The following is a 14,217-nucleotide window of genomic DNA, read 5'->3' on the forward strand; positions in this document are numbered from 1 at the left end:
ATAGATAAACAGGAACGCACCCTCAAAGTGGCATACATATGTAGTGCACGCCTCCCCGGACGCTGGAGTACCATCGCCACCTCGCCCGCCCCGAGCCGAACATGACCAGCACTGACCACACCCAGATCGCCGATGACCAGATTGCCCACGCCCAGATCGACTGGGACGAACACGGCAATCCGCATTCACGGGTGTTCGCCGACGTTTATTTCTCGACCGGATCGGGCCTGGATGAAACCCGCCATGTGTTCCTGACCCAGAACGAGCTGCCCGAGCGCTTTGCTGCGTTACCGGCGGGTGGTCGGCTGGTGATCGGCGAAACCGGGTTTGGTACTGGGTTGAATTTCCTGTGCGCCTGGCAGCTGTTCAATGCCAGCGCAGTGGCAGACGCCCGCCTGCATTTCGTCAGCGTCGAAAAATACCCGTTGACCCGTGCCGATCTGGAACGCGCGCTGAATTTGTGGCCCGAGCTCAAGGAGCAAGCGGATCAGTTGCTGGATCAATACGTGGCGGTGCATCAGGGCTTCCAGCGCTGGGTCTTCGAGGGCGGCCGCGTGACCCTGACCTTGCTGGTTGGCGATGCGCTGGACATGCTGCCGCAGCTGGACGGACAGATCGACGCCTGGTTTCTCGACGGTTTCGCCCCCGCGAAAAACCCGGAAATGTGGACGCCCGAACTCTTCGCAGAGCTGGCGCGGCTGGCGGCACCGGGCTCGACCATCGGCACCTTTACCAGCACGGGCTGGGTGCGCCGGGCATTGAACGCAGCCGGTTTCAAGATGAAGCGCGTGCCGGGGATCGGGCATAAGTGGGAAGTGCTCAAAGGCCGCTTCATCGGTTGGCCCGAAGATGTGCCAACGCCTCCGCGCGCCAAACCCTGGTTTGCCCGGCCGACGTCACCGGACGGCCCGCGCACGGCGTTGGTAATCGGCGCAGGCCTGGCCGGCTGCGCCACTGCGTCAAGTCTTGCAGCGCGCGGTTGGCACGTCAGTCTGCTGGAACGTCACGGGGATTTGGCGCAAGAAGCATCGGGCAATCCGCAAGGCGTGCTCTATCTGAAGCTGTCGGCCCACGGCACCCCGTTGTCGCAGCTGATCTTGAGCGGATTTGGTCACACCCGCCGTTTGCTGGAACGCCTGCAACGGGGCATCGACTGGGACGATTGCGGCGTGCTGCAGCTTGCCTTCGACGAGAAAGAGCAAGCGCGGCAGGCGCAACTGGCGGCGGCGTTCCCCGAGGATCTGCTGCATGTGCTGGACCGGGCTGACGCCGAGTCACGGGCGGGTGTGGTATTGAACAGCGGCGGTTTGTTTTACCCCCAAGGTGGCTGGGTGCATCCGCCGGCGTTGTGTCGCGATCAGGCCAGCGCAAGCAACATCAAACTGCTGACCCACAATGACGTGATCGAGCTGCGGCGGGACGGGGCGCTGTGGCAGGCGTGGGATGGCGAGCGTCTGCTGGCTTCTGCTCCCGTCGTCGTGTTGGCGGGCGCAGCCGAAGTCAAACGCTTCCCGGCCAGCGCTGACCTGCCCCTCAAGCGTATTCGCGGGCAGATTACCCGACTGGCTGCAACCCCCGAAAGCCGCGCGTTGACGACTGTCGTGTGCGCCGAGGGTTACGTGGCGCCTGCGCGCGGCGGCGAACACACGCTGGGGGCAAGCTTCGCCTTCAACAGCGATGACCTGACGCCGAATACGGCCGAACATCTCGGCAATCTCGAACTGCTAAGGGAGATCTCCGAGGACCTGACCCAGCGGCTGAACGCCACCGCGCTGCCAGCGGAGGATCTGCAAGGTCGCGCCGCGTTTCGCTGCACCAGCCCGGATTACCTGCCCATCGTCGGGCCGCTGGCAGATCGGGCGGCGTTTCTTGAAACGTACGCCGTGCTGCGCAAGGATGCGCGCCAGACGCCGGATACCGAGTGCCCATGGCTCGCCGGGCTGTACGTCAACAGCGGTCACGGCTCTCGCGGTCTGATCACTGCGCCGCTGTCCGGCGAACTGATTGCCGCCTGGCTGGATGACGAACCTCTGCCGCTGCCGCGAAGCGTGGCCGAAGCCTGTCATCCCAACCGATTCGCGCTGCGCGGGCTGATTCGCGGGAAGTAGAGAGGCCTGCGGTATCGGCTGTCCAGGCGCCCGTCGCCGCTATCCGACGCAACTTCTTGCTCCTGCCGAAGATCCACTGCTTCGCCAGCTACATCAGCTCCGGCCAAACCGTTATCCTCCAGCCCATCCCTCCATTCAGGTGCGTGTCGATGCTGCAAGTCCAGGGTGTGTTCAAAAGCTATGCCACGGCCCAGGGCCCATTGGCCGTTTTGCGTGGCGCGGACCTGCAACTGGATCAGGGCGGCAGTCTGGCGTTGATGGGTGAGTCCGGCAGCGGCAAGAGCACGCTGCTGCATCTGGTGGCCGGTCTGGACCACGTGGACAAGGGCAGCATCGAGGTCGCCGGGCAGCGTCTCGACCAGATGAACGAAGCGCAGTTGGCCAACTGGCGGCGTACGGAAGTCGGCCTGGTGTTCCAGCAGTTCAACCTGATCGGGAGCCTGAAGGTCGAAGACAACCTGGCGTTCCAGGCGCGTCTGGCCGGGCGCTACCAGCCCGAATGGCAGACCGAACTCACCGAGCGGCTGGGTTTGGGCGCGCTGCTCAAGCGCTACCCCGAACAGCTTTCCGGCGGCCAGCAGCAGCGCGTTGCGATTGGCCGGGCTCTCGCGTCTCGCCCGGCCCTGCTGCTCGCTGACGAACCCACTGGCAACCTCGACGAAGCCACCAGCGATGAAGTGCTGCAACTGTTGCTGCACCTCCTCGCCGACAGCACGACCAGCCTGTTGATGGTGACCCACAGCCCGAGGGTGGCGGCACGATTGCAGCGTCAGGCCGTGCTGCATCTGGGTCGGCTGGTCAGCGAAGGCGAACGCTGAGATGTCTGTCTTCTACTGGACGTTGAAAGCGCTGCTGAGCCACTGGCGGCGCCATCCCGTGCAGTTTTTCAGCGTGCTGACCGGCCTGTGGCTGGCGACCAGCCTGCTGACCGGCGTACAGGCGCTGAACAGTCAGGCCCGTGAAAGCTACGCCAAAGCCAGTCAGATGATCGGTGGCGAGCCGCAGAAGATCCTGGTCTCGCCCAACGGCGCCAACTTTTCCCAGGACCTGTTCGTGACCTTGCGCCGGGCGGGATGGCCGGTCTCCCCCGCACTCCGCGGGCGCGTCACCCTGAAGGAAGCGCCGGAGCAGCGCCTGACCGTGCTCGGCATCGAGCCAGTCTCACTGCCGGTGAACACCGCGCTGGCGGGGCAATCGCTGGACACCGCGCAGATCGTCGACTTCTTCACCCCTCCCGGCACCACCTGGATTTCGCCGCAGACCCTCGCGGCCCTCGGTCTTCATGAAGGCCAGCAGCCGGTCATCGACTCCGGCAAGGTGCTGCCGCCACTGCGCGGGAAAACCGACATGGCGCCGGGTGTACTGCTCATGGACATCGGTTTCGCCCAGCAACTGCTCAACCAGCCCAATCAGATCTCGCGGCTGGTGCTGCCCAAGGATTTTGCCGAAAACGCTCCTCCCCTGCCGGCCGAGCTGAACGGCGAACTGGTGCTGCGCAAAAGCGGCGAAGACAACGACCTGGGCAGGCTCACCGAGAGCTTCCACCTGAACCTCGACGCGCTGGGTTTTCTCTCGTTCGTAGTCGGGCTGTTCATCGTGCACGCGGCCATTGGTCTCGCGCTGGAACAGCGTCGTGGGCTGCTGCGCAATCTGCGTGCCTGCGGGGTCAGCGCACGTGGGTTGATGGTGAGTCTGGTGGTCGAGCTTGGGGTGCTGGCCTTGCTCGGCGGCATCGCCGGCGTCATCAGTGGCTACTGGCTGGCGAGCGCGCTGTTGCCCGATGTTGCGGCGAGTCTGCGCGGGCTGTACGGCGCTGAAGTCGCGGGCCACCTGAACCTGAGCATCTGGTGGTGGCTGAGTGGATTGGGCGTCAGTCTGCTCGGCGCGTTTCTCGCGGGCGCCAGCAGCCTGCTGCGCGCGGCGCGTCTGCCCTTGCTGGCGCTGGCCAATGCCCAGGCATGGCACGAAACCCACGCCAAATGGCTGCGACGCCAGGGCTGGGTTGCCGGGATTTCGGCGTTGATTGCAGTATCGGCCGCGCTGTTTGGCGACAGCCTGGCGCTGGGCTTCGTGTTGATGGCCAGCCTGTTATTGAGTGCGGCGCTGGGCCTTCCGGTGCTGCTCAACCTGCTGCTCAACGCACTGTTGGGCAGGAGCCGTTCGGTGCTGGGTCAGTGGTTTCTCGCTGACTGCCGACAACAATTGCCGGCCCTGAGCCTAGCGCTCATGGCCTTACTTCTGGCGATGGCAGCAAACATCGGCGCGGGTAGCATGACGTCGGGGTTCCGCCAGACGTTCACCCACTGGCTGGAGCAACGCCTTAGCGCCGAGCTGTACATCAATCCGCAGAATCCCGCCCAGGCCGCGCCGTTGCAGCAGTGGTTGAGTCAGCAACCGCTGACCTCGGCGGTGCTGCCCAACTGGCAGGTGTCGCTGCAGCTGCATGGCTGGCCGGCCGAGCTGTATGGCGTCATCGACCATCCGCACTATCGCCAGCATTGGCCGCTGCTGGAATCGGCGAGCGGCGATGCCTGGAAGCAACTGGCGCAGGAAGACACGCTGATGCTCAGCGAACAACTGGCCCGCCGTCTGGACGTCAGCGTTGGCGATGAAGTGAAACTGCCGGCGCCGGACGGGCCGTGGCCGCTGCGGGTCGTTGGCATTTATGCCGATTACGGCAATCCCAAGGGCCACATGCTGGTGAACGCCGACCACCTGCTCAAGCACTGGCCGCAGCTGACGCCCAACCGTTTCAATCTGCGCATCGATCCCCACGCCATCCCGCAACTGCTGAGGGTGCTGCACAACAAATTCACCATCGACGACAACCGCATCGTCGATCAGATTCAGCTCAAAGCCTGGTCGCAGCAGGTCTTCGAACGCACCTTCGCCGCCACGGCCGCGTTGAACAGCCTGACCTTGATGGTGGCCGGCGTCGCGCTGTTCATCAGTCTCCTCACCCAGAGCCAGAGCCGCCTCGCACAACTGGCGCCGCTGTGGGCGCTGGGCGTGACGCGGCGCCAATTGATGTTGCTCAATCTGGCGCAGACGTGGCTCCTGGCGGTGCTGACGCTGGTGCTGGCAATTCCGCTGGGGCTGTTACTGGCGTGGTGTCTGGACGCAGTGATCAACGTGCAAGCCTTCGGTTGGCGCCTGCCGCTGCAGGTGTTCCCGATGCAGCTGTTGCGCCTGACGCTGCTGGCAATGCTCGCCACACTGCTGGCCTCGGCATGGCCGCTCTACCGTTTGTACCGCACCCGCCCTGCTGATTTGCTGAGGACTTTCGCCAATGAAGGTTAAAGCCCTGCCGCTGCTCGTTGGCCTGTTGCTCGTCACCCTGCTTAGCGGCTGCGACGACAAACCCGAGGAAGAAAAAGGCTTCGCAGGCCTTGCCGACGACGCCTCAAGTTACGCACAGGTAACGCCGGACAAGCGCTTCGTGTTTCCCGACGATCATGGCCCCCACGATGATTTCCGCATCGAGTGGTGGTACGTCACCGCCAACCTCAAGGATGCCGACGGCCAGTCGTTCGGCGTGCAATGGACCCTATTTCGCAATGCCCTCCCCCGCGCGAAAGGGCTGCAAGGCGATGGGTCTGGCTGGAATAACCGCAATCTGTGGATGGGCCACGCCGCCGTGACGTCCCAGGACGATCATTTCGCAGCGGAACGCTACGCCCGAGGCGGCGTGCAGCAGGCCGGGGTGACGCTGGCACCGTTCGCAGCCTGGATAGATGACTGGTCCTTCACCAGCCAGTCTGCCAACGATGACCCGCTGGCGGACATGCAGTTGCAGGCCGGCAGTCCGCAGTTCAACTATCGCCTGCACCTGAAAGCCACGAAGCCGTTGGTGCTGCAAGGCAAACAGGGCTTCAGTCAGAAGTCCGAGCAGGGTCGGGCGTCGTACTACTACAGCCAGCCGTTTTTTCAGGCGGACGGCAGCCTCGAAATCGACGGCAAAACCTATCAGGTGTCCGGGCCCGCGTGGCTGGACCGGGAGTGGAGCAGCCAGCCGCTCACGGATAATCAAACGGGCTGGGACTGGTTCTCGCTGCATCTGGGTGATGGCAACGAAGTCATGCTCTATCGCATGCGGCAAAAGGACGGCGAGCCGTACCTGACCGGGACATGGATCAACGCCGATGGCAGCACCGAGCAATTGGCAGCGAAAGATATCGAACTGGTCCCGGAAGACACTACTGACGTTGAAGGCCGCGACATGCCCACACGCTGGTCGGTGAAAATCCCGTCGAGGGCCGTGGATATCGCGGTCGAAGCGCTTAACCCCCAGGCGTGGATGAACCTGCAGATTCCTTATTGGGAGGGGCCGGTCACCCTGAGCGGTAGCCATGAGGGTGTGGGGTATCTGGAGATGACGGGCTACTGACACGCCGCCGGCGCCAGACCCTAATAATCATCTAAAGTTTCCTGATGGCTGCCGATAAACAAAGCATCGGACAGTGAACCCGATACCCCAACCCCGTCAGGCCAGGACGCCTGCTTCAATAGCGTCTGGAGCCTCGATGTCTACATTAAGCTTGAAAGATATGCAGTCGGATCTCGAAGATTCGGCGGCTTACTTTGACTCTCTGTCGCAATTTCTCGAAGGTCATGCCATCTACCTGAAGGCTCAGAGAGTTGTGTGTCGACAAGAGGACCTCATGCTCCTCGAAAGTCACGCCGGTAACCTCGCCAACTCGGTGAGGTACATCAAAACCGCGGCTTTACGGATCGCCAACCGCTCGCGTTGACTCGGGCGAGATATGCGCTTCCCAGGCATCACGTGGGCAGCGCCTCTTGCACCTATGAGCGAGTCGACACCCCACGAAAAACGTCGTCGGTGATTGTAAACCCGGCCACACCTCCCTCCCTTGCAATGTTTTTTTATTGAACGATCCACGCCTGCTGGTACTCGATAAAGCTAGGCCGCTGACGGCAGCGCGCCCTGATGACGTGTTCGCGCCGATAGGAAGCGGGCTCGTGTCAGGGCTGTATATCCGCGCCGGGACAGGGCCGAATCGTTACTGGCTGAGTGCATTGCGCAGGCTCGGGATTAGACAGCGCAGGATGTACGACACGCGCCATATGTACGCAATCATGCGCCTGATGCCCGGAATGAACCCGGCATCTATCGCCGCGCAATCCCAGTAACGCCAAACACGCCGAAAACATAAAGGGTTTAGGACAGATGTGCGGATTAGCTGGCGAACTACGCTTTGACAATCAACCTGCGGATCTCGCCGCAGTAGAACGTATCACCCATCATCTCGCGGCTCGCGGCCCGGATGCGTGGGGGTTTCACAGCCAGGGGCCGATTGCCCTCGGCCACCGTCGATTGAAAATCATGGACCTGTCGGACGGCTCGGCGCAGCCGATGATCGACAGCCACCTGGGCCTGTCCCTGGCCTTCAACGGCGCGATTTACAACTTCCCGGAACTGCGTGCCGAGCTCGAAAGCCTTGGCTACCAGTTCCACTCCGGCGGCGACACCGAAGTGCTGCTCAAGGGCTACCATGCCTGGGGCGCTGACATGCTGCCCAAGCTCAACGGCATGTTCGCGTTCGCCATCTGGGAGCGCGACAACAGAAGCCTGTTCATCGCCCGCGACCGTCTCGGCGTCAAGCCGCTGTACCTGTCGCGCACCGATAAGCGCCTGCGTTTTGCGTCCGCGCTGCCCGCGTTGCTCAAAGGCGGCGACATCAGCCCGATGCTCGACCCGGTCGCGCTCAATCATTACCTGAACTTCCACGCCGTGGTGCCTGCGCCGCGCACGTTGCTGGCCGGTGTGGAAAAACTGCCGCCGGCGTCGTGGATGCGCGTGAGCGCCGAAGGCAAGGTCGAGCAGAAAGTCTGGTGGACCCTGCCCTATGGCCCGCGTGCCGACGAAGCAAATCTGACCCTCGAAGACTGGCGCGACCGTGTGCTCGACAGCACGCGCGAAGCCGTTGCCATTCGTCAACGCGCTGCGGTGGACGTTGGGGTGCTGCTGTCCGGCGGCGTTGACTCGAGCATGCTGGTCGGTCTGCTGCGTGAAGTGGGCGTGAAAGATCTGTCGACTTTCTCCATCGGCTTTCAGGATGCCGGCGGCGAACGCGGCGACGAGTTCCAGTATTCGGACCTGATCGCCAAACACTACGGCACCAACCACCATCAACTGCGCATCAAGGAAAGCGAAATCATCGAGCAACTGCCCGCCGCCTTCCGTGCAATGAGCGAGCCGATGGTCAGCCACGACTGCATCGCCTTTTATCTGCTGTCCCGCGAAGTGGCCAAGCACTGCAAGGTGGTTCAGAGCGGTCAGGGCGCGGACGAGTTGTTCGCCGGTTATCACTGGTACCCGCAAGTGGACGGCGCCAGTGACCCATACGCCGCCTACCGCGATGCGTTCTTCGACCGCAGTTACGCCGAATACGCCGAGACCGTCACGCCGAAATGGCTGACGGCGAATGACGCGGCCGGTGATTTCGTGCGCGAGCATTTCGCGATGCCGGGCGCTGATGCCGCCGTGGACAAAGCCCTGCGACTGGACAGCACGGTCATGCTGGTGGATGACCCGGTCAAACGCGTCGACAACATGACCATGGCCTGGGGCCTCGAAGCACGCACCCCGTTCCTCGACTATCGACTGGTCGAGCTGTCGGCTCGGGTCCCGGGCCGCTTCAAGTTGCCGGACGGCGGCAAGCAGGTGCTCAAGGAAGCCGCGCGACTGGTGATCCCGTCCGAAGTCATTGATCGCAAGAAAGGTTATTTCCCGGTGCCGGGCCTCAAGCATCTGGAAGGCGATACGCTGAACTGGGTCCGCGATCTGCTGCTCGATCCAAGCCAGGACCGTGGCCTGTTCAACCCGGTCATGCTCGACAAACTGCTCACCGATCCACAGGGTCAACTGACGCCCCTGCGCGGCTCCAAGCTGTGGCAGCTCGCAGCGCTGAACCTGTGGCTCAGCGAACAAGGACTCTGACCGATGAAAGCCAACGCTTCGATTCATAACCAGCGTTTGTTGCGCGGCCAGGCGCCGTCGTACGAGCGCTTGCAGGCTCGCCTTGCCGAAGACGGCAGCACGCCTGAGACAGAACCGCTGGCTCTGCATTGCGGCTGGGGACGGCTGCTGATTGGCCATACCTACCCTGACCCGGCAACCCTCGCGCAAGAGTTGCTCAACGAAAAGCAGGGCGAGCGCGACATCGCCTTGTATGTCGCCGCACCGCAACAGGTGCTGGCGCAATCGCCGCAACAATTGTTTCTCGATCCGTCAGACACGCTGCGCCTGTGGTTCAGCGATTACCGCCCGGCCCAGCGGGTGTTTCGTGGCTTCAGGATTCGCCGAGCGCAAAGCGAAGGTGACTGGACCGCGATCAACAATTTGTACATCGCCCGTGGCATGTTGCCCATTGACCCTGCCCTGCTGACGCCTCGGCACCAAGGCGGCCCGGTCTACTGGATTGCTGAAGACGAGACCACCAACGCCGTGATCGGCAGCGTCATGGGCCTGAATCACCAAAAGGCGTTCAACGATCCCGAAAACGGCAGCAGCCTGTGGTGCCTGGCGGTTGATCCGCAATGCACACGGCCTGGCGTCGGCGAAGTGCTGGTGCGTCATCTGGTCGAGCACTTCCAGAGCCGGGGTCTGGCGTACCTTGATCTGTCGGTGCTGCACGACAACGAACAAGCAAAAAGCCTGTACGCCAAGCTGGGCTTCCGCAATCTGCCAACCTTTGCCATCAAGCGAAAAAACGGCATCAACGAGAAGTTGTTTCTCGGACCCGGCCCCCAGGCAGACTTCAACCCGTACGCGCGCATCATTGTCGAAGAAGCCCATCGTCGCGGCATCGAGGTGCAAGTAGATGATGCCGAGGCCGGACTGTTCACGCTGATTCATGGCAGCCGCCGGGTGCGCTGCCGTGAGTCGTTGAGCGACCTGACCACCGCCGTCAGCATGACGCTGTGCCAGGACAAGCGCATGACCCAGAAGACGCTGAAGGCGGCGGGGCTGGAAGTGCCGGTGCAGCAACTGGCGGGTAACGGCGACGACAACCTGGCGTTTCTCGAAGAACACCAGCGCGTCGTGGTCAAGCCGGTCGATGGCGAACAGGGTCAGGGCGTGGCCGTGGACCTTCGTACGATCGAAGATGTCCAGGCGGCGGTCGAGCGTGCTCGCCAGTTCGACAGCCGTGTGCTGCTCGAAAGCTTCCACGAAGGGCTCGACTTGCGCATCGTCGTGATTGGATTTGAGGTCGTCGCTGCGGCCATCCGCCGTCCTGCCGAGATCATCGGCGATGGCCGTCACACCGTGGGTCAGCTGATCGAGGCGCAAAGTCGCCGTCGCTCTGCAGCCACGGGCGGCGAGAGCAAGATTCCCGTGGACGACGAAACTCACCGCACCGTAGAGGACGCGGGTTTCAGCTTCGAAAGCGTGTTACCGGCCGATCAGCGTCTGGCCGTGCGCCGCACCGCGAACCTGCACACCGGCGGCTGCCTGGAAGACGTCACCGCGATTCTTCACCCGGTGCTGAAAGACGCCGCCGTACGTGCCGCCCGCGCCCTCGACATCCCGGTGGTGGGTCTGGACCTGATGGTGCCCGCCGCCGATCAGCCGGAGTATGTGTTCATCGAAGCGAACGAGCGCTGCGGCCTGGCCAATCACGAGCCACAACCGACGGCCGAGCGTTTCGTCGATCTGTTGTTTCCCCACAGCCAGCCTGCACATGGCTAAGGCGCAACCGCTGTAGCCCTGAGCCTGCCCGCGACAGGTCTGGCCGGACGACGAATTCGTCGACACCAGACCCGTCCCGCGAGCGAGTCCGCTCTCAGCTTAATCTGCGCCACACATTGAGGTCCCTATGACGACTGCAAACATCCTTGAACCGGATCTGAATTACCTGCAGAAAGTCCTGCTGGAAATGCTCGCGATCCCGAGCCCCACCGGTTTTACCGACACCATCGTGCGCTACGTCGCCGAGCGGCTTGAAGAACTGGGCATTCCGTTCGAACTGACCCGTCGCGGCACCATCCGCGCCACGTTGAAAGGCAAACAGAACAGCCCCGATCGTGCCGTTTCCGCGCACCTGGACACCATCGGTGCCAGCGTTCGTGAAGTGAAAGACAACGGCCGACTGGGCCTGGCCCCGGTGGGTTGCTGGTCCAGTCGCTTTGCCGAAGGCAGCCGCGTCAGCGTGTTCACCGACACCGGCGTGATTCGCGGCAGCGTGCTGCCGTTGATGGCGTCGGGGCATGCGTTCAATACCGCCGTCGACACCATGCCCATCAGCTGGGACCACGTTGAAGTGCGCCTGGACGCCTACAGCGCCACCCGCGCGGACTGCGAATCGGTGGGCATCAACATCGGCGATTTCGTGGCGTTCGACCCGCTGCCCGAGTTCACCGACAGCGGGCACATCAGCGCTCGCCATCTGGACGACAAAGCTGGCGTGGCCGCCCTGCTCGCCGCGCTCAAAGCCATCGTCGACAGCGGCGTCGAGCCCCTGATCGATTGCCACCCGCTGTTCACCATTACCGAAGAAACCGGCAGCGGTGCTGCAGGCAGCCTGCCGTGGGACGTGAGCGAGTTCGTCGGTATCGACATCGCGCCCGTTGCGCCCGGCCAGCATTCAAGCGAACACGCGGTCAGCGTGGCGATGCAGGATTCCGGCGGTCCCTATGACTATCATCTGTCGCGGCACCTGCTGCACCTGGGTGTGCAAAACGACTTGTCCGTGCGCCGCGACCTGTTCCGCTATTACTACAGCGACGCGCATTCGGCGATCACTGCCGGTTATGACACGCGCACGGCCCTGCTGGCGTTCGGCTGCGATGCGACCCATGGCTATGAGCGCACGCACATCGACAGCCTGAGCACCCTGAGCCGTCTGCTCACCGCCTACATCATGAGCCCGCCGGTATTCGCCAGCGATGCGCACCCGTCCAACGCGTCGCTGGAGAATTTCAGCCATCAGCTGGAGCACGACGCGCAGATGGAAAGCGACACGCGCGTGCCATCGGTGGATACGTTGGTGGGGCAGCGATAGCCTGCCCGTACGGGGCGCGATAGCATCGCCGCCCCGTGTACTTTTTGTGATTGCCGAGAAATGTATGCTGATCCCTTACGACCAACTCGAAGCCGACACCCTGACGCGCCTGATCGAGGACTTCGTGACCCGCGATGGCACTGACAATGGCGATGACACCCCCCTTGAAACCCGCGTGTTGCGGGTACGCCATGCGTTGAGCAAGGGTCAGGCGGTGATTTTCTTCGACATGGACAGCCAGCAATGTCAGCTGATGCTCAAGCACGAAGTGCCCAAGGAATATTTCGAGGAATAGGCCCCTGCGCCCACAACCGGGTCTGGATGGCGACTAAGGTGGACTTACCTGCCCGGCCCCCGGTTGGCCAGGTTCTGCAGTCGTGAGGCGATTCGTCGAATAACTTCTGCCCGATGAATTCTGACGCTTTGCGGTGCATCAATTCCCAGGCGCACCTCATTGCCGGAGATGCCCAGCACCCTCAGGGTGATGTCATCGCCAATGTTGAAGGTGTCGCCGATTTCTCGCGTCAATACCAGCATACGTCCTGCTCCTTGGCTGTAACCGAGGAAGCAGGTTGACGCTCAGGTCCCGGCGCTTCAATGCGCCAGAGCAAAATCAGTAACGCCCTTCAACCCTTCAAGACCATGGCTGACAGACGCTTCCTACGCGCCCGGGCATTTCCGGCCTGCACGTCAGCGAAAGGTCCGGCAGACGTCAGTTTGGTCCTAAAACACGGAAAATCAGGCGGCAGACCAGCGCGGGCCGAACAGAACGATGGTGGCGCCGATGACGCAGAGGCCGACGCCGATCCAGTCCGACGTCAACGGGCGAACACGTTCGATAACGCCCAGCCAGGCAATGGAAGCGATGATGTAGATGCCGCCGTACGCCGCGTAGGCGCGTCCGGCGTAAGTGGCTTCGACCCGGGTCAACAGCACGGCGAACAGCGTCAGGCTGATCAACGCGGGAATCACCCACAACGCGCTCTTGCCCTGGCGCAGCCACATCCAGAAGGCATAACACCCGGCGATCTCGAACAGCGCAGCGAGGAAGAACCACAGGTAATTGAGCACGATGAGCCTCGTCCAGGTCAGCCGGAAAGTGCCGGCAACCCTATCAGAAAAGACCCGTGGCGAACGATTGACTCAGCTTCCGGACTTCGCCTTGGCGCGCATCTTCTCCGCCATGTTGGCCATCTCGTCGTACAGCAACTGGGGATTTTTCTGCTTGAGCTGCCAGGCCATTCGCCCTTGTTCATGGGGCAGGATCATGAATTCGCCGCTGGCGACCTGCTGATAGATGTAATCGGCGATGTCCTTTGCGCTGATGGGCGAGCTTTCCAGCAGCTTGCCGACCTGGGCTTTCATCGCCGGCGTGGGGCCACGAAAGGAATCCAGCAAGTTGGTCTGGAAGAACGACGGACACACCACATGCACGCCGATTTCCTGCTGGCGCAGCTCGATCAGCAGGCTCTCCGACAGCGCAACGACGCCCGCCTTGGCGACGTTGTAGTTGCTCATCGCCGGGCCCTGCATCAACGCGGCCATCGAGGCGATGTTGATGATCTTGCCCTTGCTCTGTTCCAGCAGCGGCAAAAACGCCTTGCAGCCTTTGACGACGCCCATCAGGTTGATCGCGATCTGCCAGTCCCAATCCTCGAGGGACAGTTCGCCAAAGAAACCGCCTGAAGCGACGCCGGCATTGTTGACGATCACATCGATGCCGCCGAATTTCTGTTCGCAGGCCTGAGCGAATGCGGTGAGCTGGCTGTAGTCGCGAACATCACAGCGCTGAATAAAACCGTCCCCTCCCACTTCGCGCACCAGGCGCAGGGTTTCCTGAAGGCCGCTGTCACTGACGTCCGACAGCGCTAGCTGCCAGCCCTCGCGCGCCCAGCGCAGCGCGATCTCGCGTCCCAGCCCGGACCCTGCGCCGGTGATCATGATGCGATTGTGCATAGCAGACGCCTTGTCGGTTATTAAGAAGTCACTAGAGTGTAAACAGACAGATTGTCCGACAAACCCTTCATCAGATCGCTGAATATGGGAGGCAAACCGATGGTTTGAATGGGTCGGCACTCTTTTGG

12 protein-coding genes are annotated in these 14,217 nt (G+C 62.5%); 9 read left to right on the forward strand and 3 right to left on the reverse strand.

Translation table 11 applies throughout. The annotated features are described in order from the left end of the window. Window positions 1–101: 101 nt before the first annotated feature. The 9 genes from mnmC (at window position 102) to IFT47_RS02655 (ending at window position 12,428) form a co-directional block, all read left to right on the forward strand. The gene (gene mnmC, locus IFT47_RS02615; protein WP_192170970.1) at window positions 102–2,108 is read left to right on the forward strand and encodes a bifunctional tRNA (5-methylaminomethyl-2-thiouridine)(34)-methyltransferase MnmD/FAD-dependent 5-carboxymethylaminomethyl-2-thiouridine(34) oxidoreductase MnmC; all 2,007 of its coding nucleotides are present in this window, start codon (window positions 102–104) and stop codon (window positions 2,106–2,108) included. Between the two features lie 149 nt (window positions 2,109–2,257). After that, window positions 2,258–2,926 (forward strand): ABC transporter ATP-binding protein, encoded by a 669-nt coding sequence (locus tag IFT47_RS02620; protein WP_192170969.1) that lies wholly within the window; start codon window positions 2,258–2,260, stop codon window positions 2,924–2,926. A 1-nt stretch (window position 2,927) separates the two neighbouring features. Continuing rightward, window positions 2,928–5,408, forward strand: a complete 2,481-nt coding sequence (locus IFT47_RS02625; RefSeq protein WP_192170968.1) for an ABC transporter permease — start codon at window positions 2,928–2,930, stop codon at window positions 5,406–5,408. 4 nt (window positions 5,409–5,412) lie between these two features. After that, window positions 5,413–6,495, forward strand: coding sequence for a lipocalin-like domain-containing protein (locus IFT47_RS02630; RefSeq protein ID WP_407073210.1), 1,083 nt, complete (start codon window positions 5,413–5,415; stop codon window positions 6,493–6,495). A 136-nt stretch (window positions 6,496–6,631) separates the two neighbouring features. Next, window positions 6,632–6,859, forward strand: coding sequence for a hypothetical protein (locus IFT47_RS02635; RefSeq protein WP_192170966.1), 228 nt, complete (start codon window positions 6,632–6,634; stop codon window positions 6,857–6,859). A gap of 437 nt (window positions 6,860–7,296) precedes the next feature. Beyond that, window positions 7,297–9,069: an N-acetylglutaminylglutamine amidotransferase gene (locus tag IFT47_RS02640; RefSeq protein ID WP_192170965.1), complete on the forward strand. Its 1,773-nt coding sequence runs from the start codon at window positions 7,297–7,299 to the stop codon at window positions 9,067–9,069. 3 nt (window positions 9,070–9,072) lie between these two features. Beyond that, complete coding sequence (gene ngg, locus IFT47_RS02645; RefSeq protein ID WP_192170964.1) at window positions 9,073–10,821, forward strand: N-acetylglutaminylglutamine synthetase; 1,749 nt, start codon at window positions 9,073–9,075, stop codon at window positions 10,819–10,821. 127 nt (window positions 10,822–10,948) lie between these two features. Continuing rightward, a complete protein-coding gene (locus IFT47_RS02650) occupies window positions 10,949–12,133 on the forward strand; it encodes an osmoprotectant NAGGN system M42 family peptidase (RefSeq protein ID WP_192170963.1) in 1,185 nt (394 codons plus the stop codon). 64 nt (window positions 12,134–12,197) lie between these two features. Further along, window positions 12,198–12,428, forward strand: a complete 231-nt coding sequence (locus IFT47_RS02655; protein ID WP_065986890.1) for a YheU family protein — start codon at window positions 12,198–12,200, stop codon at window positions 12,426–12,428. A gap of 44 nt (window positions 12,429–12,472) precedes the next feature. On the opposite strand, the gene csrA is transcribed toward IFT47_RS02655, so the two are convergent. The 3 genes from csrA to IFT47_RS02670 form a co-directional block, all read right to left on the reverse strand. After that, a complete protein-coding gene (gene csrA / locus IFT47_RS02660; RefSeq protein WP_192170962.1) occupies window positions 12,473–12,670 on the reverse strand; it encodes a carbon storage regulator CsrA in 198 nt (65 codons plus the stop codon). A gap of 201 nt (window positions 12,671–12,871) precedes the next feature. Further along, a complete protein-coding gene (locus tag IFT47_RS02665) occupies window positions 12,872–13,204 on the reverse strand; it encodes a YnfA family protein (RefSeq protein WP_192170961.1) in 333 nt (110 codons plus the stop codon). 72 nt (window positions 13,205–13,276) lie between these two features. Beyond that, on the reverse strand, window positions 13,277–14,089 hold the full coding sequence (locus IFT47_RS02670; protein ID WP_192170960.1) for an SDR family oxidoreductase: 813 nt from the start codon (window positions 14,087–14,089) through the stop codon (window positions 13,277–13,279). Window positions 14,090–14,217 lie beyond the last annotated feature (128 nt).

Origin of the sequence: Pseudomonas sp. CFBP 13711, from assembly GCF_014842265.1 — a bacterium.
GTDB lineage: Bacteria > Pseudomonadota > Gammaproteobacteria > Pseudomonadales > Pseudomonadaceae > Aquipseudomonas.